24 protein-coding genes are annotated in these 25,507 nt (G+C 65.5%); 12 read left to right on the top strand and 12 right to left on the bottom strand.

The features are described 5' to 3' along the window. Positions 1-1,027: DUF222 domain-containing protein (locus tag AC1DGD_RS11590; protein WP_476856878.1), on the bottom strand; the 1,027-nt coding region annotated here is incomplete at its 3' end. Positions 1,028-1,389: 362 nt separating this feature from the next. Between AC1DGD_RS11590 and ggt the strand changes: the two genes are divergently transcribed. Both ggt and AC1DGD_RS11580 read left to right on the top strand, forming a co-directional pair. After that, positions 1,390-3,210 (top strand): gamma-glutamyltransferase, encoded by a 1,821-nt coding sequence (gene ggt, locus AC1DGD_RS11585; RefSeq protein WP_476856882.1) that lies wholly within the window; start codon positions 1,390-1,392, stop codon positions 3,208-3,210. Next, positions 3,177-3,740, top strand: a complete 564-nt coding sequence (locus AC1DGD_RS11580) for a P-loop nucleotide/nucleoside kinase family protein (protein ID WP_476856881.1) — start codon at positions 3,177-3,179, stop codon at positions 3,738-3,740. Before ggt ends, AC1DGD_RS11580 begins: the two co-directional genes overlap by 34 nt. Before the next feature lie 84 nt (positions 3,741-3,824). On the opposite strand, the gene AC1DGD_RS11575 is transcribed toward AC1DGD_RS11580, so the two are convergent. Beyond that, complete coding sequence (locus AC1DGD_RS11575) at positions 3,825-5,375, bottom strand: M1 family metallopeptidase (protein ID WP_476856877.1); 1,551 nt, start codon at positions 5,373-5,375, stop codon at positions 3,825-3,827. A gap of 246 nt (positions 5,376-5,621) precedes the next feature. Here AC1DGD_RS11575 and AC1DGD_RS11570 point away from each other — a divergent pair, with 246 nt between their 5' ends. Genes AC1DGD_RS11570 through AC1DGD_RS11560 form a run of 3 tightly spaced genes read left to right on the top strand, consistent with a single transcriptional unit; the run spans position 5,622 to position 9,081 of the window. After that, positions 5,622-6,149: a PadR family transcriptional regulator gene (locus AC1DGD_RS11570; protein WP_476856876.1), complete on the top strand. Its 528-nt coding sequence runs from the start codon at positions 5,622-5,624 to the stop codon at positions 6,147-6,149. Further along, a complete protein-coding gene (locus AC1DGD_RS11565) occupies positions 6,146-6,859 on the top strand; it encodes an ABC transporter ATP-binding protein (RefSeq protein WP_476856875.1) in 714 nt (237 codons plus the stop codon). Before AC1DGD_RS11570 ends, AC1DGD_RS11565 begins: the two co-directional genes overlap by 4 nt. Continuing rightward, on the top strand, positions 6,856-9,081 hold the full coding sequence (locus AC1DGD_RS11560; protein WP_476856874.1) for an FtsX-like permease family protein: 2,226 nt from the start codon (positions 6,856-6,858) through the stop codon (positions 9,079-9,081). The genes AC1DGD_RS11565 and AC1DGD_RS11560 overlap by 4 nt, the downstream gene beginning before the upstream one ends. Positions 9,082-9,114: 33 nt before the next feature. On the opposite strand, the gene AC1DGD_RS11555 is transcribed toward AC1DGD_RS11560, so the two are convergent. Then, the gene (locus AC1DGD_RS11555; protein WP_476850076.1) at positions 9,115-9,417 is read right to left on the bottom strand and encodes a DUF4193 domain-containing protein; all 303 of its coding nucleotides are present in this window, start codon (positions 9,415-9,417) and stop codon (positions 9,115-9,117) included. 163 nt (positions 9,418-9,580) lie between these two features. Here AC1DGD_RS11555 and AC1DGD_RS11550 point away from each other — a divergent pair, with 163 nt between their 5' ends. Next, complete coding sequence (locus tag AC1DGD_RS11550) at positions 9,581-9,961, top strand: DUF7793 family protein (RefSeq protein ID WP_476856873.1); 381 nt, start codon at positions 9,581-9,583, stop codon at positions 9,959-9,961. Between the two features lie 179 nt (positions 9,962-10,140). Continuing rightward, entirely contained in the window at positions 10,141-10,605 is a 465-nt protein-coding gene (locus AC1DGD_RS11545) for a hypothetical protein (RefSeq protein ID WP_476856872.1), read from the top strand. Positions 10,606-10,628: 23 nt separating this feature from the next. Here the strand turns inward: AC1DGD_RS11545 and AC1DGD_RS11540 are convergent, their stop codons facing one another. Beyond that, on the bottom strand, positions 10,629-11,339 hold the full coding sequence (locus AC1DGD_RS11540; protein WP_476856871.1) for a hypothetical protein: 711 nt from the start codon (positions 11,337-11,339) through the stop codon (positions 10,629-10,631). 81 nt (positions 11,340-11,420) lie between these two features. On the opposite strand from AC1DGD_RS11540, the gene AC1DGD_RS11535 reads away from it, so the two are divergent. The 3 genes from AC1DGD_RS11535 to cls all read left to right on the top strand — a co-directional run bounded on the left by AC1DGD_RS11535 (position 11,421) and on the right by cls (position 14,100). Further along, on the top strand, positions 11,421-11,891 hold the full coding sequence (locus tag AC1DGD_RS11535) for a MarR family winged helix-turn-helix transcriptional regulator (RefSeq protein ID WP_476856870.1): 471 nt from the start codon (positions 11,421-11,423) through the stop codon (positions 11,889-11,891). Positions 11,892-11,966: 75 nt separating this feature from the next. Then, on the top strand, positions 11,967-12,155 hold the full coding sequence (locus AC1DGD_RS11530) for a hypothetical protein (RefSeq protein WP_230011149.1): 189 nt from the start codon (positions 11,967-11,969) through the stop codon (positions 12,153-12,155). A 478-nt stretch (positions 12,156-12,633) separates the two neighbouring features. Continuing rightward, positions 12,634-14,100 (top strand): cardiolipin synthase, encoded by a 1,467-nt coding sequence (gene cls / locus AC1DGD_RS11525; RefSeq protein WP_476856869.1) that lies wholly within the window; start codon positions 12,634-12,636, stop codon positions 14,098-14,100. Positions 14,101-14,182: 82 nt separating this feature from the next. Here cls and AC1DGD_RS11520 read toward each other — a convergent pair whose 3' ends face one another. From AC1DGD_RS11520 to AC1DGD_RS11495, 6 genes are all read right to left on the bottom strand, one after another. After that, positions 14,183-14,869: a TM2 domain-containing protein gene (locus AC1DGD_RS11520; RefSeq protein WP_476856868.1), complete on the bottom strand. Its 687-nt coding sequence runs from the start codon at positions 14,867-14,869 to the stop codon at positions 14,183-14,185. A 521-nt stretch (positions 14,870-15,390) separates the two neighbouring features. Then, complete coding sequence (locus tag AC1DGD_RS11515) at positions 15,391-16,719, bottom strand: wax ester/triacylglycerol synthase domain-containing protein (RefSeq protein ID WP_476856867.1); 1,329 nt, start codon at positions 16,717-16,719, stop codon at positions 15,391-15,393. 235 nt (positions 16,720-16,954) lie between these two features. Continuing rightward, entirely contained in the window at positions 16,955-17,503 is a 549-nt protein-coding gene (locus AC1DGD_RS11510; protein ID WP_223916845.1) for a hypothetical protein, read from the bottom strand. Between the two features lie 2 nt (positions 17,504-17,505). Then, positions 17,506-18,063, bottom strand: coding sequence for a hypothetical protein (locus tag AC1DGD_RS11505; RefSeq protein ID WP_223916843.1), 558 nt, complete (start codon positions 18,061-18,063; stop codon positions 17,506-17,508). Between the two features lie 131 nt (positions 18,064-18,194). Beyond that, entirely contained in the window at positions 18,195-20,414 is a 2,220-nt protein-coding gene (locus tag AC1DGD_RS11500; protein WP_476856866.1) for a transglycosylase domain-containing protein, read from the bottom strand. A 14-nt stretch (positions 20,415-20,428) separates the two neighbouring features. Beyond that, positions 20,429-20,935 carry an LURP-one-related/scramblase family protein gene (locus tag AC1DGD_RS11495; RefSeq protein WP_476856865.1) on the bottom strand — a complete coding sequence of 169 codons (507 nt, stop codon included), beginning with the start codon at positions 20,933-20,935 and terminating at the stop codon, positions 20,429-20,431. A gap of 234 nt (positions 20,936-21,169) precedes the next feature. On the opposite strand from AC1DGD_RS11495, the gene AC1DGD_RS11490 reads away from it, so the two are divergent. Continuing rightward, entirely contained in the window at positions 21,170-21,670 is a 501-nt protein-coding gene (locus tag AC1DGD_RS11490) for a TetR/AcrR family transcriptional regulator (RefSeq protein ID WP_459385007.1), read from the top strand. A gap of 2 nt (positions 21,671-21,672) precedes the next feature. Here AC1DGD_RS11490 and AC1DGD_RS11485 read toward each other — a convergent pair whose 3' ends face one another. Next, a complete protein-coding gene (locus tag AC1DGD_RS11485) occupies positions 21,673-22,605 on the bottom strand; it encodes an alpha/beta fold hydrolase (protein WP_476856864.1) in 933 nt (310 codons plus the stop codon). A 356-nt stretch (positions 22,606-22,961) separates the two neighbouring features. On the opposite strand from AC1DGD_RS11485, the gene AC1DGD_RS11480 reads away from it, so the two are divergent. Next, positions 22,962-24,284 (top strand): right-handed parallel beta-helix repeat-containing protein, encoded by a 1,323-nt coding sequence (locus AC1DGD_RS11480; RefSeq protein ID WP_476856863.1) that lies wholly within the window; start codon positions 22,962-22,964, stop codon positions 24,282-24,284. Positions 24,285-24,306: 22 nt separating this feature from the next. On the opposite strand, the gene nicT is transcribed toward AC1DGD_RS11480, so the two are convergent. Beyond that, the gene (gene nicT / locus AC1DGD_RS11475; protein ID WP_476856862.1) at positions 24,307-25,416 is read right to left on the bottom strand and encodes a Nickel transporter NicT; all 1,110 of its coding nucleotides are present in this window, start codon (positions 25,414-25,416) and stop codon (positions 24,307-24,309) included. Positions 25,417-25,507: the final 91 nt, after the last annotated feature.

Genomic DNA, 25,507 nt, shown 5'->3' with positions numbered 1-25,507 from the left:
GGGCCATCGAGGGCGGGATCGGCCCGTGCCCGTCCAGGACGGCCGGTTCGTCGGTGGCGCCGAGCAGGGCCAGGACCGGGACGGTGACCAGGACCTGCGCCCGCGGGACCGGAACAAGCCCACCCGCCCCCGCACGAGCTTCCGCCCCGGTACCGGTGCCGCCGTCGTCCGATCCAGCACCCGTGCCGGTGCCGGTGGTGAGGAGCCAGGTGGCGGTGATGTCGGCGCGGAGCTGGGTCAGGGTCCGGGGCTCGTCCGGGCCCTGGAGGGCGCGGGCCGCCGCGGTGGCCCGGTCCCAGATCCCGGCCGCGGTGTCGGCCGGGAAATAGGCCGAGAGCCAGGCCATGCCGTCCCGGTCCGGGGTGTACTCGACCCGCCGGTCCGCGGCGCTCGTGGCGTGGCGTTCCTCGATGCCGGCCGGGTGGTGGCGTTCGCGCCAGGCGCGGGCCTTGGCCCGGAACCGGGACGGAACGAGCTCCCCGGCCGGACAGCCGCGGGCCGGGTTGGGTGCTTCGGGGTCCAGGAAGTGCGCCTCGAGCCCGGCCGCCCCGGCCGCATCCAGGCTGCTGGTTTCGTCCACGATGATCCGGGCGTGGGCCCAGGAGATCGTGCCGGACTCAAGGGCGGCCAGGGTCAGCGGCAGCGCCGTCGTCAGGGGCCGGGATTCGGCAAGCAGGGTTGCGGCGGTGCGTTCGCTGACGGTCAGGACACAGGCGACCTCGGCCACCAGTGCCATCTCCTGAACGGCGCGATCCCGCGGGGACGGCGCCGGCGGCGCCAAAAACCTGGTTGCGTGCGCGTAGTCGGCGGTCAGCCGCACCCTCAACGCCGCGGTCCGGGCCTCCATCCGGGCGACCTCGGCGAGCCCGTCCAGACAGGCATCCGCCCGCCGCCGCAGCGGATCGCCGTCTCCCACCGGGTCGGCAGCAGGCGCATCGTCGCTAGCGGCCGATCCGGCCAAGGCAGCCAGCGCGGCAACAGACTCGGCGACGGCCTCCACGGCCGCCCCGCTCTCCGCACTCAACACACTGTCCTGCTCTCCACACTCAGATCATCTCAGGAGCCACCGACAATTTTTGATGAGACCGGTCTTGCAGCCACACGACTAAGGCACTGACTTTCGTCCGCGGATTTCAGTTGCGGCCTGCCACAACGACCAACGCGGGCGGAGTGCCGGGAGCGGCTGTAAATGCTAGAGACGCCAGGCCCCGCGGCGCTCCGGCCCGTGGACCCTGCCGGCCCCACCGAGCACCCGGCAGTCCACTTCTGACGGCTGCTGAAAGAGCATGCAATGCCATCGACGCGAGTGTTGAGTGTCGCACCCCTACGTAGTAGCGTGACAAGTATTGTCAATACGCATAACAAGGTCTCGGAGCGATCATGGCATATATGACACGTGGGCTGGTGGCTGTCACGGCGGCCCTGGCATTGAGCGTGACGGGTGGCGCCGTCGCCGCACCTGCGCAGGCCGATCCGCGGGAGACCGCAAAGACGTCAACCGCCACTGGGTACGGCGGAGCGGTGAGCACCGTGGATCCGGAGGCATCCGCTGCGGCGATCGAGGTCCTCCGCAAGGGCGGCAACGCAGCGGACGCCGCCGTCGCCGCAGCCGCGACCCTTGGCGTGACTGAGCCCTACAGTGCCGGGATTGGCGGCGGAGGCTACTTCGTGTTCTACGACGCGAAAACCGGCAAGGTGGGCACGATCGACGGCCGCGAGACCGCACCGGCAGGAATGCCGCACGACGCGTTCATCGACCCGGCGACCGGCAAGCCCTTCAATTTCACGCCCGAGCTCGTCACAAGCGGCGTCTCCGTTGGCGTCCCCGGCACCCCGGCCACCTGGGCGCGAGCCCTGGACCGGTGGGGCACGTTGAGCCTCGGCGATGCCCTCAAGCCTGCCATCAACGTGGCCACCCGTGGATTCGTGGTCGATAAGACGTTCCGCCAGCAGACCCTCGACAACAAAGCCCGGTTCGAGGCGTTTCCCTCGACCAGCAGCCTCTACCTCCCGGGCGGTGACGCCCCCGCCGTCGGCAGTGTCTTCCAGAACCACGACCTCGCCGATACATACCGGCTCCTCGCGAAAAAGGGCACGGACTGCTTCTACGGCGGGCCGCTTGCGGCCGAGATCGCGGCCACGGTGCAGGCTCCGCCCAAGACTTCCAACACGAAGCTGCCCGTTCCGGCAGGCCACCTGACGACGGCGGATCTCGCCGCATACCGCGCCCTGGATCAGGCGCCCACGCACGTGGACTACCGCGACCTGGACGTCTACGGCATGGCGCCCTCCAGCAGCGGCGGCACCACGGTGGGCGAGGCGCTGAACATCCTGGAGCCTTCCAACCTGTCCGGGATGTCCACGCCAGGCGCCCTGCACCACTACCTCGAGGCCAGCGCGCTTGCTTTCGCGGACCGTGGCAAGTACGTGGGGGACCCCGCGTTCGTGCGCGTTCCCACCGCCGCGCTCACGGACCCGGTGTTCGGCAAGGAGCGCGCCTGCCAGATTGATCCGCTGCACGCGGCGGCGAAGCCGGTCGCGCCGGGGAATGTGTCCTCGTACGACGGAGCGTGCCCGGCCGCCGCCGTCGCGCCTGCGGTCGAGTTGGACACCGAGAACATCTCGACGACCAACCTGACCGTCGCGGACAAGTGGGGGAATGTGGTCGACTACACGCTCACGATCGAGCAGACCGGAGGGTCCGGCATGGTGGTCCCCGGCCGCGGCTTCCTGCTCAACAACGAGCTGACCGATTTCTCGACCGTCTACGACCCGGCCGACCCGAACCGGATCGAGCCGGGGAAGCGCCCGCGCTCGTCCATGTCGCCGACCATCATCCTCAAGGAGGGCAAGCCGTTCCTCGCCCTCGGTTCGCCCGGCGGATCGACCATCATCACAACTGTCCTGCAGACCATCCTGAACCGGGTGGATCTTGGCATGACCATCTCCGGGGCGATCGCCGCACCGCGTGCCTCGCAACGGAATACAGCCAAGGTCACGGCCGAACCCGAGTTCATCGCCAAGTACGGCAGCCAGCTGGCACCGTTTGGCCATCAGCTCACGCCGTCGGGGGATGCGTTCACGTCGGCAGCGGAGATCGGCGCCGCGACCGCCATCGAGTTTCTGCCCGACGGCGGCATGGTCGCCGCCGCCGAGCCCGTCAGGCGCGGAGGGGGATCGGCGATGGCCCTCAAGGCGTCGCGGAGGTAGAGCCAATCGCTAAAACCCTGATTCTGATAAATGGTCTTCCTGGCTCCGGGAAGACCACGCTCAGTCGTCAACTCGGCCAGGCACTGTCGATCCCCGTCATCTCCAAGGACGACCTCAAGGAAGCACTCGCAGACATCGCGTTAGGGAATGTCGGAAGCGGCCGGCTCGGGCAGATCGCTTCCGACACCATGTGGCAGTTGGCGGCGTCGATCCCGGGGGCGGCGATAGTGGAATCGTGGTGGTACCGCCCACGTGACCTGGACCACGTGGCCAAAGGGATCGCTCAATCGGGAAGCCCGAACGTAGTAGAGATCTGGTGCGAGATCGACCCGGAATTGGCCAAGGAGCGATATGAATCTCGTCAGAGGCACGCAATTCATTCAATGGGCGAAGCGGCGGCGACCGTCTGGGCCGATTGGACAGCAAGCGCGGTTCCTCTGTCTCTCGGCCCAACTCTCTCGGTGGGGACATCAGCACCCGTTCACGTTGCCGGGTTGCGAGAACGACTGGGCCCGTTGATGGCCTTCTAACCTCAGCGCGGGGTCGTCCCGACGCGTACCGCGATGGGGCCGAAGAAGGCGCAGGTGGGAATCATCATCTTGGCAAGCCCACCACTACCGGAGTGTGCTCCGCGGCGAGTTGTGGGAATGCGTGGGGGCCGGTCCTGCGATCACGAGAGTTTTCGCTCCCGCTTGCTGTGGCATCGCCGGGCGGTCGCCTTCGCGCAGCCAGTCGTCAAAGAACGCGTCGAGCTGCTGGCCGGAGGCCTTTTCCACCACGGCTTCGAAGTCTTCCGTCGTCGCCGTCGAGTCGTTGTAGCGGCTCAACCACGTCCGGGTGCCGCTGAGGAATGCCGCGTCCCCGATCTTCGCGCGCAGCGCGTAGAGGGCAGCCGCACCGCGGAGGTAGACCTGGCCCGCGAACAAGTTGTCACGGCCCGGGTCTGCGATGTTCAGCGCCCAGCGGTTGTTCGCGTCGAGGTATGCCACCGCGTCCCCGAACTGTTCCGGCATCGTGGCCGTGCCTTGGTGTTCGGCCCACAGCCACTCGATGTACGTCGCCCAGCCCTCGTTCAGCCAGATGTCCTGCCAGTCGGACGGGCTCACCGCGTCTCCGAACCACTGGTGCCCGAGTTCGTGCACCACCGTGTATTCGTCCGCAACCTCCGAGTAGACCGGCCGCGTCTGCGTCTCCAGCGCATAGTCGACCGTGTCGTCGTCGACAATCGCGCCGAAGGCCTCGAACGGGTACCGCCCGAACTGGCCCTCAAGGAATGCGATCATCTTGGGCTGCAACGCAAGCGACGCCTTCGTCTCGGCCAGTGCCGCTCCCGTCACGTCCGCGTCGATCGCATTGATGATGGGCAGCCCGTGCGGACCGACGTCGTACGACAGGGCAAAGTCGCCGACGTTCGCCGTCGACAGATAGCTGGCCATCGGGTCCGAGGCCTTCCACGTCCACGTGGTCCATCCCGCCTTCGTCGCCGGCCGGCCGACGGGCAGGCCGTTCGCCACGGCCGTCTTCCCCGCCGGCACCGTGATGCGGAACGTATAGGTCGCCTTGTCTTCAGGGTCGTCATTCACGGGATACCAGGTCGCCGCACCCTCGGGCTCATTGACGACCATCGCACCGTCAGCGGTGGTGACCCAACCGTAGAGCGCTCCGGTGGTGTCGAGCGGCCGGCCGGTGATTCCGCCGTACTCGATCACGATCGACGTCGTCTGTCCGGCCTTCAGCTTCGGCCGCAGCCCGACCGTGAGTTCCCAGATCCGGTTCGCGTCGTTCTGCACTTGGGACCACTTGGCGGCCTTGCCGTCGACCCGGACCGACGTGACGCCGAGGCCGCGCAGGTCGAAGTTGAGCGACTCCAGGTTCTGCTTCGCACGGAGGGTGACAGTCGCGACCCCGCTGAGGCGGCCTGCGAGCACCGCGGGACTGGTCGGTGGCGAATAGCGGAGGGCGAGGTCGTAGTGCAGGACGTCGTAGCCGCCGTTGCCGGCGAACGGGAAATACGCGTCCCCGCTGCCGGAAGCGCCCGCCGTGTAATGGGGGTTGTCGTGGCTGGGCGCGGCCTGTGCAGCCCCGCTGATTGCGCCGACGCCGGCCACGGCCAGCACGAGGATGACCGCTGTCCGACGCAGGAGCCCCCTGAAGTGCTGCCTCATCACCGATTTCCCATCCAGGTCTCGGGATGTCCATTTGGGTGAAACAGCACGCCCGTTGTCCCGAGCAGAAACGATCTCGGTCTGAGAAGTCATGACCGTGCCCCCAATGCAGTTGTGGAATGTCGCCCATGATCCCCACCGCAACTTTGGAAAACCTTGGTACCGGTCCGAGGTGAGGCCCCCTGGCCCACGAAAGCCCGACTATGCGCTGGACTCCGACTATGCACTGAGTGTATAGATGGGGGTGTGAACAACTCTCTTGCCCTCCTCGGGCTGCTGAGCCGGGAGCCCAGCTATGGGTACGACCTGAAGCATTCCTATGACCGCTATTTCGGCACCCAGAAACCGTTGGCATTCGGGCAGGTGTATTCCACGCTGGCCCGGATGTTCCGTGACGAGCTGATCATCGCCTTGGGCGAGGAGAGCGGCGGCGGTCCGGACCGCAAGAAGTATGAGGCCACCGTTGCCGGCAGGGACAAGGTGCGGCAGTGGCTCTTCACCCCCGATGTGCCCTCCGAAACCCTGCAGAGCGAGCTGTTCGCCAAGACCGTGGTCGCCTTGCTGCTCGACGACGACGCCGACCGGTTGTTGGATGCGCAGCGCGCCGAGCACATGGCCCGGATGCGCGAGTTGACCCGCCTCAAGCGCGACGCCGACCTGCTGCAGGTGCTGATGTGCGACTACGGCCTCTTTCACATCGAGGCGGACCTGCGCTGGATCGAGCTGACCAGTGCCCGGCTGACCCAACTCAAGAAGGAGCTCCAGAGCGCATGACCACGATCGAGACCACTGCACCCATCCTCAGCGCCCGCGCTGTCCGCCACGCGTTCGGACAGACCGAGGCGCTGCGCGGTATCGACGTCGACGTTCACGCCGGTGAGGTACTCGCGGTCATGGGCCCGTCGGGGTCGGGTAAGTCCACCCTGCTGCACTGCCTGGCCGGCATCCTTGCCCCGGACGGCGGCGCCGTGGCCTATGCGCCCCGCGGCCAGGAGCCCGTCAGCATCAGCGGACTGGGTGAGGCTGAACGGTCCCGGCTGCGTTTGACCGACTTCGGCTTCGTTTTCCAGTTTGGCCAGCTGCTGCCCGAACTCACGGCGCTGGACAATGTCAGCCTTCCCCTGCTACTGGGCGGTACCAAACGGGCCGAAGCACGCCGGCGCTCGCAGGAAGTGCTCGAACGGCTCGGGCTGGACGGATGCACTGCCAAGCTGCCGGGGGAGCTCTCGGGAGGCCAGGCCCAGCGGGTGGCCATCGCCCGTGCCCTGGTGACCTCTCCCGCAGTCTTGTTCGCCGATGAACCCACCGGGTCCCTAGATTCCCTGGCGGCCGAGAACGTCCTGACGCTGATGCTGGACCTTGTCCGGGAAGCCGGCACCACCGTAGTGATGATCACCCACGACGCCCGGACCGCCGCATATGCCGACCGGGAAGTGATCGTGCGCGACGGAAGCGTCGCTGCCGGCCACCGGGTGCCGGCATGAACCCGGCACTCCTGAAAATAGCGCTGCTTGGCAGCAGGTCCTCCTGGGGCCGGATGGCCGGTGTAGGCGGCGGCGTGGCAATCGGCGTGTGCCTGGTGCTCTTGCTGTGGAGTGCGGCGAACGGTCTGGCCCAGCGCGACGCGCGGGGCGCCTGGCTCCGCGAGCTGGGCCAGTCCTCGGTCACCCTTGCGCTGGCAGCCGACGGGCTCACCGCCAGCGGCCGTCCGGAACCGATCCCGTTGACACCGGACAAGATTCTGCTGGGATTCCCGGCGGATATCTTCCGTGACCAGCTCATCAGTCATCGCGACGTCGCCGCGCTCCCCACAACCACCGTGAAAATTCCGGGCATCGAGGCCCCGCCGGCACCGGGAGAGTACTACGCCTCGCCCGCCCTGCAGCGACTGATCGAATCGACTCCGGCTGAGGAGCTGGGGGACCGGTACGGTCAGTTTGCGGGCGTCATCGACGACGCCGCCCTCCCGGGCCCCGATGCCTTGGTGGTCATCACCGGCGTTACGGAGGCCCGGCTCCGGCAGGGTCCGGCGGCAATGTTCGTCACGGACTTCACCACCAATCCCTACGGCGAGAGCGCCAGCCTGTACCGCACGGCGCTGCTGGTCGGCGGAATCGCGGTGCTGTTCCCGGTGCTCCTGCTGGTCAGCATCGCGACAGGCCTGGGCGCGGCACAGCGCCGCGAACGCTTTGCCACCCTTCGCCTCATCGGCGCGTCGCCGCGGCTGATTTCAGGAATGGCGGCCGTGGAGACCGCCATCCCCAGCCTGGCCGGTGCCCTGCTCGGCGTCGTCATGGCGGCTGTGTTCGGGCCGGTCGCAGCCCAGATCCCCGTCAACGGCACCAGAGTGTTCGTGGCGGATTTCACCTTCGGCGCGGAATCTGCGCTGGCCGCCGTCGTGCTCGTGGTGGCTGCGTGCGCGCTGGTGGCCGCGGGGCGCACTGCCCGGACGGGCATTGGCCCGCTGGGAGTTACACGGGCCGTGCATGAGAAAGCGCCCACGCTGTGGCGGGCCGTGCCGTTGCTGGCCGGCCTGGCGGGCATGGCCACAGGCGCCGTTCTGGCCAGGATCGACACGGACGGCAACCCGTGGACTTCTCCGCTGCTGCTCGGCGGCTTCGCGCTGACCGCCGCCGGCATCGTCACCATCGGCCCGTGGCTGACCCGGATGGCCAGCACCATCGGCCTGCACCAGGCGCGCAGCGCAGCCTCCGTCATCGCCGCCAGCCGCATCAGCAGAACGCCCGTTGCCACCTTCCGCTCCGTGTCCGGGCTGGTCATTGCCGTCTTCATGGTCTCCGTCTTCGCCGGAGGCGCCAGCGCAATTGAAACCGCTGAACCGCCTGAGGCCCGTCCGGGATTGCTCCTGCCCACCAGCGTCTACGCGCTCGTGGCGCCCGGACACGCCGCCGGCCAGGTGTCGGCCGCTGCCCAGAGGGCCGGGGAACGTGCCGGAATCCGCAACGTCACCATCGGCTACGCCCCTGCTGCCCCCGGCCCGACGGGCATCGATGACATCTACATCGCGGCCGGGGATGCACCATCACTCGGGTTCCCGGAGAGCCGGGCAGAGCACCTTGCGGCCTTCGATGCGTCGTTCTTGAATTCCTGGACCACCGCGCCGGTCCCGCTCACGGCCGCGCCCGTCCGGAGCCTGGCCGGCCTGGCTCCGGTGGTCATGGTAGCCGGTACCGACGGGACACCTGCGGCGATTGACCGGGCGCGCACGGCCTTGAATACGTCGGGGGTCACTGCCACGCCCGCCACCTCCCGAGCGGACACCGCAACGACGAGCAGCGCCCGACTCATCCAGGGGCTGGCGGCCCTTGCCTACCTCGGCGCCTTCGTCGCCGTAGTCATCGCCGGCATTTCGCTGGCCGTGTCCACGGCTGCCGCGATCCTGGACCGAAAACGCGTGCTGGGCCTGATGCGGCTGATGGGCATGCCCGTTGAAGTTGTTCGCGGGATCATCGCAAGAGAGGCCGCGGTTCCCCTTGTGACAGTGCTTCTGCTGTCAGCCGGGCTCGGATTCTTCGTGGCCTGGCTGATGGTTATCTCATTTGGCGGAGGCCGGAACATCACCTGGCCCGGCCCCGGATATTACGCCGCCCTGTCCCTCAGCATCCTGCTCGCACTGGCCGCAGTGGCAGCTGCCTTCGGCCTGGTCCGTTCCAGCACCGCCATCCCGGCCACCCGATTCGAGTAAGAACACGGACCTGGCTTTGGGCCTTCCCCGCTTCTAGCCCTCGCAGTCCGTGCAGTAGATATCGGTGCCGGACCGTCGGGCGATCTGGGAACGGTGCCGGACCAGGAAACAGGAGCTGCAGGTGAACTCGTCGTCGGCCTGCGGGATGACCTGGACAATCAGCTCTTCGGCGATGAACTCGCCGCCGGGGACTCCGGCCCCGTCCAGCCCGTCGGCCTCGTCCAGTTCCTGGACGACGCTGCGGGCGTCCGGCGCGTTGGCGGACTGAAGTGCTTCCAGGGAGTTTTCCTGGGTTTCCTTAACGTCCGAGCGGACTTCGTCGTAATCGGTTGCCACGTGGCTTGTTCGCTTTCTCGAGTCTTAACTAGGCTAAGTGCAACGTACGGCACCCCGCGGTTGTTCCGCAGGCGAGGCCAGAATCCACGCCGTGCGGCGTTCGCCGGCCACACCATGGGCGCGGTGCCGGGCGCCGCCGCAGTTCGGGCCTAGGATCAACGGCATGATGCAGGGACCAATCGACGCCGCCGACGGGAAGAACTCGCTCAGCGTCGATGCTGGGATACTCGAGAGCGTCTGGCGCCCGGGTTCCTTTGTGGACGCAGAAGATGCCAGGGACGCCATGCTTGCCGTGGACCGGATCAGTGGCGGGACGCCGATGCCAATGCTCTCCGAGATGACCGACGTGGTGTTCAGCGCGGCGGCCAGATACCAATTCGCACAGAGCAGGGGCGTGGTGGCCATCGCGGTCCTCGGATCCAGCACAGTCGACAGGGTGATCGCTTCCGCCACGAGCCGGGAGACCAAGTACCCGCACGAGTTCTTTACATCCAGGACCGACGCAATCGCATGGCTGAAGGAAGTCATCCAGGGCCGCGATTAGGAATTGCCACAGGGCCTGGCACCGCAATCAAATCCACTCCCGATCCGAGACAGACCGGTCTTTCCCGTTGTAAAGTGTCTTCACGGTCTTCCGCCCCGCTGGCTCCAGGAATGTATGCAGGGCTCTCGGGATCGTGGCCGGTTCCGGGCTCTGCCGGAACGGGAACAAAGGAATCGCCAATGTCCATTGACTTGTCGTCCCGTGCGGAACCCTCACACGGACACACGCCCACGGGCGCGTCGGTCAATGGGCCGGAGGACAGCTGGGCGCGGGGGATACGCCTGCAGGCCACCGAGATCATCGCCGAAGCGCTGTCTGATTCTTCGCCGGGGCAGGCCCGTGCACGGGAGCAGCTGTGCCGTTTGCTGCAGGCCAACCCGGGCCGGCCGGAAGCAGCGCTGGCGGAACACCTGATCGCCCTCCGGGAAGAAACTGCCCGGGACCGCCGAACCAACCTGACACTCGTCAAGGACGAAGGGGCGGCGGAAACGCCCGCACAGCCCTCGACATCAGGCGCCGGACGGTCGACCGGGCGCCGTTCAGCCGCCCGCCAACCCCTGCTGCATCACCGTCCCATCGAGCGCGTGCGCTATGGCCGCGCGGATGCGGGCGTGCTCGGAGGCTTTTCCGGGGAGGGAGCCTAGACCGGGCGGCCAGCTCGACAGGCTCACGGTTCGCGTCGGTTCGCGGCAGCCCGGCTCCGCGGCAACAGGAATCCGACGGCAACAAGCCAGAGGAGGCCGCCGAACCGCCCGACGGGCAGCAGGAACTGGAGCGGCTCGATCACCATGGAGAGGAAACTTAGTTCGGACAGGGCGGCGATGACCAGGCCGGCCCAGGCCAGCCAGCGCGGCACGAAGCGCAGGATGAGGGCGGGGACGGCGATTCCGGCGATGAGGAGTCCCAAACCGACGACATAGGCGACGCCGCCCGTGATGAATGCGAGAAACGACAATGCATGGGTCAGCGGCACATCCGTGGTGATTTCCGGGCGGCTCAGGACCCACCCCACGGCGGCCGAGAGCATGAGGAACACCGAGGCGGCAATGCCGCCAAAGAAGCCGATTGCGGGCCCGGGGACGCGCACGCCAAGCCGGAGCTGCCGGGCGTAAACGGTGGCCGCAAAGATGCCAAGCGGGACCGCCGAGCCGAATTGGAACAGGCTGGCGAGCCGCACGGCGTCGGTGTTCCCGTGAAAATATGCCGCGACCTGGCCGGCGGGGGAGAAGGGCGAGACGTAGGCCTGCCCGTTGGTGAGCATCGCGCTGCTGAGCAGGGCTGCGATCGTGAGTCCCAGGCTCACGGCCGCCAGGATGCCCGGGTTGGGGCCGCCGGATCGCGTCGACGGAGAAGTGTGGTGGGAGGACAGGTCAGTCATGATCGCTTCTTTCCGATAATTACGTCACAACTAAAATGATTCACCTGTTGAATGATTCTGTCAATGGCGTAATATTGGGGCATGGACTCACCGGATCCGCCGCGGCCGAAGCGAACCGCTTTCCTGCTGTCCCAGCTCGGGGCGCTGGCATCGGCACGCTTCGCCGAGCGCACGCGCGAACTCGGCCTGACCCCAAGCGACGCGGGTGTCCTCCGCCTGCTCGGCCGCAGCCCCGGACTGAGCCAGCGGTCCTTGGCCGACCGCCTGGGCGCGGTGCCGAGCCGCGTTGTTCCCCTCATCGACTCGCTGGAAACGCGAGGGCTGGTGGCCCGCGTGCGCAGCAGCGCCGACCGGCGGAACTACGAGCTCCGGCTGACGGCCGAGGGTACGAAGGTTCTCGGAGCACTGCGCGGAATCGCCGAACGGCACGAGGCCGAACTCCTGGCCCCCCTGACCAGCGAACAGTCTGCGCAGCTGGGCATCCTGCTGACCAGGTTGGCCAGCGCCCATGCCCTCGACACGGACCTGCATCGGGACACGAGGCCGGAATGAACCCGGCGTGCCGGCCGGTTCTTCGAGGCGATAGCCGTCCTTTTCAGCCGGCGGGCAGTGTGGGATCATCCCGGTATGGGCGAAAATACTGAACCGCGGGTGACCTTGCCCTCCGGCCCCGAGCGCCTGAAGGGCACGCATCACCGCGACGTTGATGGCTACGGAAATCCGATCACGCAGCAGCTGCGCATCATCGGTCAGCGGCGCCGCGAAGCCGAAGAAAAGCTCGACCGGCACCTGCAGGACGCACGCAAGAGCCACTGAGGGCGGCATGGGCGATGGTAAAGGCAGGCACCCGTGGGGTGCCTGCCTTTCCTTTCCGTGCCCGTCTACTTGGCGGCCACTGCGAACGGCGACGCCTCCTCGGGCGCAGCCACGGGCCCTGCCGCTGCTCGGAACGGGTTGCAGATCCTTACAGCCAGGCGGGCGGACTATTCCGCGGACCGGGTCCGGGATTTCAGTCGCCTGCGGGCCCAGCTGGTCGAACCCGACTCGGAACTCGCGCTACGCATTTCCGGAATTTCACCCGCAGCGGGTGAGGCCCATGCCGGGCCTAATGCAAACAATGGTCATACCCTCCAAAGGGAGGGCTATGGGACAGGCCGTCCCGGAAACGAGAACGCATCTTTGAGAGCAGGAAAAGCAAATGAGTTTCCGGGAAAACTATTGGGATTTTTTGACGGAACCAAGAGCCGGGTGCTGGTCTGACGGCGTTCGCGCCTCGAAGTACGTTTAGGCAGCCGTGCGCGGATCCTTCCAGGACGCGGAAACGTTTGCCTTGCTCCTGCTGGCGGCCCACATACTACTCGTGACCGTCGCAGCTGTCCTGGTGTCGATGAATCGCCGTCCATCCTCTGCCATTGCCTGGGTGCTCGCCATAATTTTCATACCGATCCTTGGTGCCGTCGCATATTTCTTCGTTGGTTACTCGAAACTGCCCAAGGCGCGCAGGGACAAACAGCGCGAAGTCAACGCTCTGGTCCTGGCCCGGACTGAAGGCAGCCCGTTCATTAGCCGCGGCCTTGATTGGCCGGAATGGCTGCATTCGGCGGTGGTGTTGAACAGCAACCTTGGGGCCCTCCCTATGGTCTCGGGCAACAGTGCGACCCTGTTGGGCGAGTACAACGGAGCTTTCGATGCCATGATCGCTGATATTGATTCGGCCACAAGTTATGTGCACGTGGAGTTTTACATCCTCGTGCTGGACGCAACGACAGAGCCGTATTTTCAGTCGCTGGCCCGGGCACGACGGCGCGGCGTTGACGTGCGGGTTCTGTCCGATCATCTGGCTGGCCTGAAGTTCCCCGGCCGGAAAGAAACCCTGGAGTTCCTCCAGGAGATAGGGGCGGAATATCGCCCCATGCTGCCGGTGCGGCCGTGGCGTGGCGAATGGCAGAGGCCGGACCTGCGCAATCACCGGAAGATCTGCGTCGTCGATGGCCGCGTGGGATTCACGGGGTCCCAGAACCTCATCGACGCGAGCTACGACACGAAGAGCAACCTGAAGCGCGGGCTTCAGTGGCACGAACTGATGATGCGCGTTGAAGGACCAGTGGTCCGGGAGCTGGATGCGGTCTTCGCGACAGATTGGTACAGCGAAACGGGTGTGATCCTGCCACTGGATTCCAGCGCCATAGGCGTCAGCCATCATTCTGCACTCATCGACGCACAAGTCCTGCCCAGCGGCCCCAGCTTCGACAACGACAACAATTTGAAGCTCTACGCGACGCTTATCCACAAAGCTGAGCGCCGCGTCAGCATCACCAGTCCATACTTTGTCCCGGACGAATCCATCCTCATGGCTATTGTCACGGCAGCTGCGCGGGGGCTGAGCGTCGAGCTCTTTGTTTCCGAGGTCGGCGACCAGAGCATGGTCTATCACGCGCAGCGTTCGTACTACGAAGCACTGCTTCGCGCCGGCGTCAGGATTTACCTTTACCGGGCGCCGAAGGTGCTGCACTCCAAGCACTTCACTATCGATGAGGAAGTTGCGGTGATTGGCTCCAGCAACATGGATGTGCGTTCCTTCAGCCTCAACATGGAGGTATCCGTACTTGTGCACGGGCGCGATTTTGTGGACGCCATTCGCGGGATCGAAGACGGGTACCGCATGGAAAGCCGCGAGCTGCAGCTCGAGGACTGGATCCGGCGGCCCGTAGCCCAAAAAGTATTCGACAACCTGGCGCGCCTGACCGCGTCTCTTCAATAGGGAACAGGTTCAGAGCCGACGGCGCTGCAAACACCGAGGCCATGGCCCGGAAACCCCCGGACGTGCTCAGGCTCAGTCGGTGCTACCCGGAGGGCCGGTATTCCTGGGCCGTAAGGTGCCAGACGGCTCCGGTGGTGCTGACTATCAGCGCGTATGTCCCCGGAGCCAGGCTGATGCCGATCGCCCCGGCGCCGGCCTTGGCCAGGGACAGCACGGTGAGGGCCGGTCCTTTCACGGGTTGGAGATAGGCAATGGCGGCCCCGGTGAAGGTGTACTCGATGTGAAGCCTGCCGGTGAGGGTTACGAGTGGGCCCGGGGGTTTTGTGCCGGAGGCCTCCGCGACGGTGACCCATTCTTTCACCGGGGGCGGCGCGGCCGGATGCAGCAGTGCGTACATCGAGGCAACTGTGGCGGTGACATTCCTGGTGACGGGGGCGGCGCTGACGCAGACCACCGCACCGGCGAGCGTGACGACCAGGACAGTCGAGGCCAGGCGCAGGCCGCGTCGCAGGGAGTTGGTCCCGGCCAACGGCATGGATGCCCCGTCGGCAGCGTACTCATTGGTGATCCGGAATAGGTCAATGAGCCACCAGATGCCGGCGCCGCCCAGCGTCAACAGCTTCAGGGTGCCGGTAAACGGCTTGTGGAGGTAGAACCTGTCCGCGCCGCTGAAGCCCAGGAACAATGACAGCAGCCACGCCGTGCGCAGGGAACGCATCGGCGGCAGGTCACCGTCGAAGACTAGCCCGTACTGCTCGGTTATGGGCACATTCCCGATTCTGGAACAGCCACGTCCGGATGTCCACGGTCATGCGGTGTGCGCTTGCGACATGCACCGTCACGGTCCGTCCTGCGACTCGCGTTCCGGAGGCATGGTCGCTGCGGTGGCCGCAGCCGGTTCCGCCGGACGTTTTCCGGTGGCACTCCAGCTGGTGAGGAAGTCGAGCTGGCAAAGAGGGCGCGGCCCGAATGCCTAAAGTTATGGCCCGGTTGCGGGCAGGACACTCAGTCCATCGAATAGGGTCGGGGCATGACCTTGAGCTTGGACGGCCCGCCGGACATTCGTGAGCAGGAATGCTCCTGTTGCGCATGTCTACCGGAGGGACACGTCGAAGAGCCCCTGGACCGGGCGGATGACACACGACGGCGCCAGTCCGGGTTTTTGGACAAGGTCCGTAAACGCCTGGAAATACGCCGTTAGCCAGCGCCCGGTCAGTCTCTTAGGATCCCACCCGCGGAGAATGCGCCGAACCGTCGGCTCTTCATGACCGGATATTCTCGGGTCGAAGCTTATGAAGGCCCGGTCACCATCAGAGCTTCAAGCGCGCTGGAAAGTTCGTCACGCAGTCCTGTCAGGTCCGGGCAAGTCGCGGGATCGGCGATTGTGGTGATGGTCAGCGTGCCGGCGTATGAGAAGACTGCAAAGGCAACCGTTACGTTACCGCTGATCGCTCCGAGTGGAATGATCCCGGTTACCGGCCTGCCCGCGATCGCCAGGGCGCGTTCGGGCCCCCGCAGGTTCGTGACGAATGTATGGACAAGGTGTTGGTGGTCTATGACGAAGCGGTAGGCGCCAAGGTGCGCTGCGGCCCGGGATATGGGGCCGATGATTGCAGTGGAGGCCCCGGGAGGCCGCTGCTTGACACTCCTCATCGTTGCGGCAACAGTTGCCACCCGGCCCTTGGCCGGACCGACCGCGGGAACGGTCACCGGGATGATGCCGCTCCGGTTCCCCAGATAGGTGATTGTCGTGTGGCGGCGTGCCGAAAACAGCACAGAGATCACGAACTCTTCGACATATTCGCCCCGTGCCAGGAGCAGGCGGTGCAGGGCGGTCGCGACGGCGGTGAGGATGAGATCGTTGACGGTCGCTCCCTGCATGTGCGCGGCGTCTCTGACGGCCTCCATGTCGCAGCGGAGGACGGCAAGCGTCCGTTGCGGACCTGTCGGGCGGTTGAGTGAGGTGCGGGCAGCCCGGGGTTTGCCCGTCTGCCGCAGTTCGGAGGCTCCGGCGGCTGCGGTCCGCAGTGCGGCCGGCAGCCGGGCCAGTGCGTTGAATCGGCTCCTTGCAGCATCAAGGGCAAGGTACAGCGCCGAGTACGGAATCTCTGGCTCCCGGCGACCGTCCCACCCGGCTTCCGCGGCTGCCAGGGCCTCCAGGACCGCGAGGCCCCCAATTCCATCCGTGAGGACATGATGGAAAACGAAAACAAGCGCTGACCGGTCCTGGCTCACGCCGGTGATGAGCTTGGCTGACCAGAGAGGACGGTCGCGGGACAGCGGCGCAGCGAGCATTTCGGCTGCGATGTTGAGCACGGCTTCCTCACCGCCGGGCGCCGGACAGGCGATCACGCCCAGATGGTGTGCCGGATCAAAGCCGGAATCATCCGCCCAAATGGGCCGCCCGCAGCCGAAGGGGACAGAGACCAGCCGCTGGCGCAGCCGGGGGACAGCGCCGAGCCGACGCGCCAGTGCTTCCAGGAGGGGTGCCGAATCGTCGCTGCCGTCCGTGCTGAGCATGAGGATGGCCCCGACTTGCATTGGCGCTGAGCCGATGTCCGCGTCCAGGGACATCATGTCCTCGGCGCTCACCCGGTCAACATGTTGTCTTGGCGTCATTTTCGGTCCCCGGAACCAGATCTCTGAATTCTCTGCACTCCTGGGAGGGAAGAAAACAGCAACCCACAAGTTGCTGAGCAGAGACAGCCTGCGACCCGACATGGTCGTCATGTCCTCACTGTTGGGTCTTTGGGGCCCAGACGCTAGGGCAGAACGTCCCGCTTGCCCGCCATAGCCGAAGAGCCACCAGCGGCGCTGGATGATTTGGAGCAACGACGGCGGCAGGCTCCCGCCGCTAGGACGCTTTCGCGCTGGTGGTACCGGGGCCGGCGTTGACTGCTGCCGCCACCAGGCGGTCGAAGCTGGCGGTTCCGTTCTCCGGAGGCACAACCGTGAACACCGCAACCCATTTCTCGGGGGCATGTTTCTCCAGCGTTGACGCCCGGGCCACATGCAGGTTCAGCCCGGGTACGCCGCTGACAAGGAGCGGAAGCTGCTCGCCGGTCTTGGTCATGTGCCGGAACTGCCTGACCGACAATTGGTCACCCGGGCTGCTCGTGACCTCTGCGAGGGTGTCATTGATCCTCTTGGTCAGCCCCCGCATGAAGCGCTGCTGGGCCATGACCGTGCGCACCGTCAGAAGCGCGGCGAAGAAGAGGGTGAACAAAACCAGCGCACCGAAACTTCTGAGGAAGGGCAGAAAGATCATCAGGAACAGGCACAGAATCAGCCCCAAAATACTCGACATGATGAACTTGAAGACGGGGTTTTCGCCCGGTTTCTTTGACCAGCGAACGAGGGCGACGATGTCCTTCCGGGGCTGATCGCGCCGTGAAATTTCCATGATTAGTACCCCTTCACTTCCATGAGCGCTTCGGCCAGGATGATTGCCTCGCGTGCTTCCTTGAGATCGCCCAGCAACCCCATATCGGGAATGGCTCCTTTGGCCGCGGTGGAGCCGGCGATTTCGGAAAAGATGCTGCTCAACTTTTCGCGGTCCTGTGACAGCATCCGGGACGACGTCAGCTTAATTCTGCTCAGCTCAAGCTCCAGCAGTGACTTGTCGATGGCCTCACGACGCCCTTGCATGACCGCCAGCTTCTCGGTGACACGCTGGACACGGCCGCGGAGCATTGATTCCATCTTTCCTGCCACGACGTGGAGCTCGCACAGCGCGGTGTACGACTGCGGGGACCCGGAGTGAACGGCGAGCTGCTCACCGACGTAATGGCGCCGTCGTTCCCATTTCCGGACGGCGGACTCAGATGGTCCCAAGAGGAGGGAAACGGCTGCCAGTGCTTTGTCCAGCGACGCGGCCCGGGTGCTCAGGCTGCTGGTGGCGGCGTCCAGCCTCGACAGGAACGCGTCGTAGTTGTCGTGGGGCTGGGCGCTATCGGGATTCATGAGCCACCCGCGCGCGGTGGCGCGATTCCCCTCGCCGGAAATTGGCCCCGTCTCCCATGGCAAGAGGATAGAGGCTCCGGGCCCCGTTGGCATAGAGTGCGGTTTTGGATCCGGAGCATTTCGGGCCAGTGTCAGCGACACAACGCACCACTAACACCGGGGAAGCACGGCGTGCGGGTCGTCGGGGGCGTGCGGCTCGCGGAGGGCGTCCGGGTCATGGACTCCGGCGGCGCCGGGAAGGGGGCGGTGGGGTAGTAACGGGCGACCTGTCGCATGTAGTTCGCCCACTGCGGGCCGGCGAGCATGTAGCCGTCAATGGCCTTGTAGAACTTGCCGTTGATGGTGATGTTCTGCCCGGGCCTCTTCTGGCCCTCCAGGGCGTCGCCGAAGAAGGAAGCCGTAGCGAGGCCGCTTGTGTAGCCCACCACCCAGGTGGCGCCATTGGTATTGGACGTGCCTGTCTTGGCCGCGACCGGGAACCGCTCCTGGACCTTGGGCTTGATGTAAACGCCGGACCCGCGTTTCAGCACGTCCTGCAGCACGGCGTTCACTCCGCGGGCGACCTCGGGCTTGATCGCCTTGTGACAGGAGCTGGTCTCGGCCGGCAGTTTCTGTCCCGCCGCGTCGTTCACTGCCGAAATGGCAATCGGCGTGCAGTAGGTTCCGTCGTTGGCAAAGGTGGCAAACGCGTTGGCCAGATGGAGAGGCGCCACGCCAATGGCGCCCAGCAGATTGCCCAGCTGGTGCATGTTGATTTGGGCGTTGTCCACGCCGCTGTGGAGCCCGGCGGCATCGACCATCTTCTGGATGCCGCAGAAGTCGAGTTGCGCGGCCTCGGCGAAGGTGGCGGTGTTGATGGAGTTATACAGCCCGTAGTCCACGCGCATGCGGCGGTAGTACCCGGCGTCGTTGTTCTGGAGGTCGTCCGCCGCGCCGAGGCTCTTCTGGCTGGTGCTGTAGGCCCCGAGCACCCTGCCACAGCTTGATCTCCAGCGGAACCCGAGCGGATAGGAGCGCCGGGACGCGTCCACCATGGCGGAAAGGGATTTGCCCTCGTTGAGCCATTCGGCAAACGTGAACGGTTTCATGGTGGAGCCGGGCTGGAACCCGCCGGCGCCGTTGAGGTCGTTGCCGTTGGCGTCCTTGGAATCGACGTTGAAGTTCAGTTGCGTGTCGAATTTGCCAGTTGCCGGGAGAAACACGGTGTTTTGCGCCATCGCCAGGATCTTGCCGGTGCCGGGTGCGATGGAGACCATCGCGGCGCCCCACTTGTCCGGGTTGGCCCCGGCCGTGGCATCGACCTGCGCCTGCGCGGCCACTTGGAGCCGGCTGTCCAGGGTGGTGGTGATGGTCAGGCCGCCGCGGAACAGCTTCCGCTCGCGTTCGGCAGTATCCGCGCCGTAGGCCGGATTGTTGAGAATGAGGTGGGAGACGTAGTCGCAGAAGTACGGTGCCATTTCCGCGCCGGCGCATCCCTGCCTCCCGGGGGTGATCTTGAGATCCACCGGGGCGGCCACGGCCGCTTCGTGCTGCGCTTGGGTGATGGCGCCATAGCTGAGCATCTTGGCGAGAACCTGGTTGCGCCGCTGGACGGCGTTTTCCGGATGGACGTCAGGATTATAGAAGCTGGGGCTGTTCACGAGGCCGGCCAGCAGGGCAGCCTGTGGCAGGGTGAGGTCCTTGGCAGTGGTGTTGAAGAAGTAGCGGGACGCAGCTTCGATGCCGTAGGCGTCCCGGGCGAAAAACACGATGTTCAGGTACCCCTCCAGGATCTGGTCCTTGGTGTATTTCTTCTCCAGTTCGACGGCGAGCCTCATCTCGCGGATCTTGTCGGCCATGCTCTTTTGCCCGTTGAGGACAATCTGGTCGCCCTTGTCCGCCGACACGAGGGATTCATTGAGCACGTTGGTGACGTACTGCTGGGTCAGGGTGGAGGCACCCTGCCTTCCGCCGTTGGTCAGGTTGGACACCAGCGCCCGGAGAATCCCCTGGGGGTCAATGCCGGCATGTTCGTAGAATCGCCGGTCCTCGATCGCGACGATCGCATCCTTGATGTATGGGGACATTTGGTCGAGCCGGACCTTCACGCGGTTTTCAGCATAGAAGGTGGCGATCGGTTTCCCGTCGGCGGTGAGCACCCTGGTCGATTCCGACGGCGGATCAACAGTCAGTTCCGAGGGGAGGCTGTTGAACAATTTGATCGAGTCGCTGACGGCGACGCCGGTCGCGGCCACGGTGGGCACCAGAAGGCTGGCGGCCAGGACGCCGCACACCGCGCTCGCCGTCAGGAACCCGAATAGCCTCCACAGGGTCGTGGCTACTAGGGATCCGGTGCTTTTCCTGGGCGACATGCTGCCTGGACAGGCTAGGTCAATGAGTCGATGGCGACGGTGATCGCCAGGAGGAGCGGGACGTCCTCGCCGCCCGCGACTTCGACGCCGTAGGACTCGCGCACGCGGAACCACTTCTTGGAGATCGTGGCGACCGTTTGGCCGTCGCGCTCGATCTCGTACTCGTGGTCGACGATGTTGCCGTGTGCCTTCATGTCGGGGCCGCCTTTTACGTCGATCGAGAAGCGGTCCCGGAGCCCAACCAGGGCCTTGTGGACTGTCGCGGCGGTGTCGCCGCCGCGTTCGATGGCCATCTTGTCCCGGACCGAGAGCTTGCGCTCCTGGATGCTCGCCACCTCGTTTCCCGAGGTGTCCTCCAACACGAACGTGTCCCGGATTCGGACCGCCTTGCCGTTGACCTTGTAGGCGCGTTGGCCGTGGCTGTCTTCGATCCAGAAGTCGTCCCCGATCGACAGCAGTTTCTCGCGCATCTGAAACCGCTCGCCTATGGGTTCGTCATGCCGGTGCCGCAATAGTCCCATGCCCTGACCATAGGACCGCTCCGCCGGCCGGCACCTCACCCGAACCGGATGGTCCGGGCGGCTGAACTGTCCCCGCTGGTAACCTGAACATCATTGTTTGAGTAGTTGAATGGGCTGGGAGGGCCGGTGCCGGAAGTGCAGAAAGAACGCACCAAGCGGGCGGACGCCGTCCGGAACAAAGATGCCATCATTGACGCCGCGTTGACACGCCTCAGTGACAATCCCGGGGCAAGCATGGCTGAAATTGCTCGGGTTGCGGGGGTGGGCAGGGTGACCCTCTACGGCCACTTCGCAGACCGGAAGGACCTGGTTGGCGCGGTGTTCGAGAGGGCCATGGACCGCGCCGAGGCCGAACTCGCCGCTGTAGACATCGAGCAAGACACCTGGAACTCCCTGCAGGAGATCGTCCAGTCATCCTGGCGGGTCCTCCATCAATTCAACGCGCTGTTGGCGGCGGCCGAACCATACCTCTCAGCCGACCAAATCAGGGCTCACCACGACAAGCCGCTGGCCAGGGTGATGTCGGTGCTGGAAAAGGGCAGGAGTGAGGGGATCTTCCGTACCGATCATTCCCTCACGTGGCAGGCTGCCTGCTTCTACGCCATCCTCCACAGCGCGGCGGCCGAAATCCGGGCGGAACGACTGGATGAGGTCGCGGCGGCAAAGATCCTTCCGTCAACGATCCGGGCCCTCCTGGTCCCGCCGGACCTGCCGACCGATAAGTCTCTCCACTAGATCTACCGGGTGCCGCCGTGGCGCAGGAACTCGGTGATCTTCGTTGCCATGGCCTTGGACTGCGTCCAGTGCAGGTAGTGCTCGCCCCCAAGGACCACCAGCTCGTGGCGCCGTACGTTGGCCAGCTGCCGTTCGTGCGCGCCGTACCAGTCCGGCTGCTGGTTCATCGTGTCCTGTGACAGGAAGTAGAGCACCGGAAGTGCGTCGGGGTAGCGGAGATCCTGGAGCTTGGCGGCATTCTCGCCCATCCGGAGAGTTTCATCAGTGACTGCCGCGTTGCCGAAGTTCCAGCTCGTTATCTGACGCATTTGTTGGCGTTCTGCTGCCGTGAAGCTGCCGCCGCCGGGTTCTCCAAAACCCAGCGCCGTGGCCCAGCGGAGCAGGCCTGTGGTCGACGGTGCGTGCGCCCACCAGTAGTCCGCTGCAGGAGCCTCGGCGGGGTCGGTGGTTCCGCCTACGGACATCCTGCTGGCCGGAACGGTGGGGTCGATGCCGATAACGGCGGACACCTCCGCTGGATACTTGTTCGCGTAGTACAGCGTGGAAAAGCCGGCGATCGAGTGGCCCATGAGAGTGTAGGGCGCCCTGATGCCGAGCTTTGACAGCACTTCATGAAGTTCTTCGGCGATGTTTTCAACGGTCCTTGGCCGGGCAGTCATGTCGCTTAAGCCGTAGCCGAATCCCTCAACAACCACTGTTCGGAAGCCGCGCATTTCCCGGACCAGGGGGGCAAAATCGAGCCCCGGGGCAGGGGTCCCGAGTCCACTGAGCAGCACGACCGTCGGCCCGGTCTCGCCGGTGCGGGTGACATTGATGGTTCCCTCATTGAGGTGAACCATTTCGCCGTATGCGAACGGGTGGGACTTTTCGATCTGTTCCAGGATGAGATTGGCCGACGTCGAGGCGGCGAGCAAGCCGGCAATGCTCAGCGCCACCACCCCCGCCATGCGATGGCCCCGCCTCCACCGACGCTTGCGGGGCGGATTGTCCAGGACTGGGAGGGTAGGGCGCGGCATCATGGCAAGACTCCAGGACGAAGGAACTGAGGTAGGCGGTGCGACGTCTCCGCGCTGGGACCGGTCCGGTCAGGCACTTTTGCTGACCAAAATAAATTATACAGCGCTGTTTGAGATAAAGTTCTGGTTGATCATGCCCAAGCTTTTTACAACCCCCGCCCACTAGGGTCGGCGGATGACCTAAGCCCGCGTCTCGACTCATGGCCGCAGCCGGAGCGGACATACTCAAGGTCGCGGAGCTCTCCTCCTCTGACCATCAAACCGCGAGGATCGCCATGAGAATTAACTCCGTTCGCTCAGCCGTAACCACCCTGATCCTGACGGCCGGCTGGTTGGCGGTGGGCCTCCCGGCGCCGGCCCAGGCCGCGGGCACTACGTACTTCGTCAGTGCCTCGGGGAGTGACACCAATCCGGGAACCTCCAGCGCTGCGCCGTGGAAGTCACTGTCGAAGGTCAACTCGATCGTCCTCAAGCCCGGCGACACGGTCAGTTTCCGCAGGGGCGACACCTGGGCCGGAGGCATTGTGACCACCCAGAGCGGAACCGAGGCCGCACCCATCACCTTGACCGGCTACGGGACCGGCAATGCCCCGACGATTACCGGCGGCAAGTCTGGAAACTGCATCAGGATCAACGGCAACTTCACCACCGTTGACGGACTTCGGGGCGTCTCCTGCGGCTACGCGGGCATCAGCGTCACCGGCGACCGCAATACGGTCCGGAATTCCAGTGCCTCCAACAACGCTGTCGGCATCAAAGCAGGGACCGGGTCTGACTTCGGGAAATACACCGGCAACGTCCTGACCAGCAACAACGTCATGAACGTCCTGACGCAGGGCACGAACTGCGGGACACCCCAGGCCGTGAACTGCAATGACGACTCGGGCGCTTCCGGCGTGCTGATCAACGGCAACGACAACGAACTTTCCGGCAACACGGTCAGCGGCTCCACTGCGTTTTCCTACGATTACACCCGCGACGGCGGTTCTTTCGAAATCTACAACGGCAGCCGGAACTACATCCATCACAATGTGTCCTTGGACAACAACAACTTCTCCGAGATCGGAAGGTCCTCCGGGACGGCCGACGGCAACACCTACCGCTACAACCTGGTCCGGTCGACCTGTGGTGCCAACTGTGCCCAGGCCAAGGGCTTGATCGCCCGCGGTGCAGGGACGTCCTTCGGGCCGACGAACGGCACAGTCTTCGAATTCAACACCGTGTATCTGAACGGGCCACAGTCCCAGGCCGTTGTCTGCCATGCGGGCTGCCCTGCATCGACCGTGATCCGCGGCAACATCCTGGCGGGCGTCAGGAACTCCTTATGGATCAACGGCTCGGGTTGGACCGAGAACCAGAACGTCCTCAATGGCCCGGTCAACTTCGTACCGAACAGCACGTCCACCACTGCGTCTGCGCGCTTCGTGAACGCACCGGCCGATCTCCGCCTGACCGGCACCAGCCCGGCCATCGACCGCGCCGGAACGAGCCTGTCCGCCGTCGACCTCGCCGGAAGTCCGGTGCCCCAGGACGGGGACTGCAACGGGACGGCCGCTGCCGATTCGGGGGCCTACGAGTTCGACTCGCCCAGCTGCTGACCTACGTTGCGCCCGCATCCGGTCAGCTGGTGCCGGCGTGGCTCCAGCGCTGCTCGATCCGGCCAAATTTCCAGACGGCGAGCGCGATCAGCCAGATGATGACGAAGAGTCCGACGACGATGTACCCGACGTTTTCGAGGTCCAGCGAACCGATGGCGGCCGCGGGCCCCGATTCGAGTCCCAGTTTGTCCGCCACGAGCCCAAGCAGCACGGTGACACCGACCACCAGCGCCACAATCACCGAGAGCACCGTGACTGTGAGGTTGTAGAAGACCTTGCGGACCGGCTTCAGGAACGCCCACCCATAAGCCCGGGACATGAACACGCCGTCGGCGGTGTCGAAAATGCTCATTCCGGCGGCAAACAGCACCGGGAGGACCAGGATGGCGTACCAGGGCAGGGAGAAGGCCGCCGAACCGGCGGCGAGCACGAGCAGGGCTACCTGGGAGGCGGTGTCGAATCCCAGGCCCATCAGCAGGCCGACGGGATAGATGTGCCATGGCGTGGTGATCCGCCGGATGGTTCCGCCGAGGAGCCTTGCCAGGAAGCCCCGGTTGTTGAGCTGGTGCTCAAGCTCAGCCTCGTCCAGTTCCCCGGTCCGCATCCCGCGGAACACCCGGGCGATGCCGACCACCGAAACGAGGTTCATCAGACCGATCAGGATCAGGAACGTTCCAGCCACGACGCTTCCCACCAGTCCCAGCGTCTGCACCAGCGCCGAGTCCCCGTCCCGCACGGTGCCGGCCATGGCCCTCGCGCCGAGGGCCAGGAGCAGCGCCGCGCCGAACACCACGGTGGAATGGCCCAGCGAGAACCAGAAGCCCACCCCCAGCGCGGCCTTTCCCTCGCCGACCAGCTTGCGGGTGGTGTTGTCGATGACGGCGATGTGGTCGGCGTCGAACGCGTGCCGCACCCCCAGCAGAAAGGCGGTAACTCCCAGCCCCACCCCGTACACGCCGGAGCGGCCCAGCGCGAAGTTCTGCGGAGCCACGGCCAGGGTCAGCACACTCCAGCCGACCACGTTGAGCAGGAGGACGAAGCCGGTGATGCCGGCGAGATGGAACTTGTCCCGGCGTTCCCAGCGACTGGACGTCGCCCGAACCGGCTGCGCTACAGGCAACAAGTTGCTCATAATCCGTAAGGGTAGGCGCGGGGGTCGCCGCTGCCAAGACCTCGCGGACTGCGGAACTGCGCGTGGCCGTGTTGCCCCCGTCATCGTCTCC

This window comes from Arthrobacter sp. 05T45 (assembly GCF_056395875.1).
Note: the sequence above shows the minus strand (reverse complement) of the source record. Positions and strands in the feature narration are given on the sequence as shown.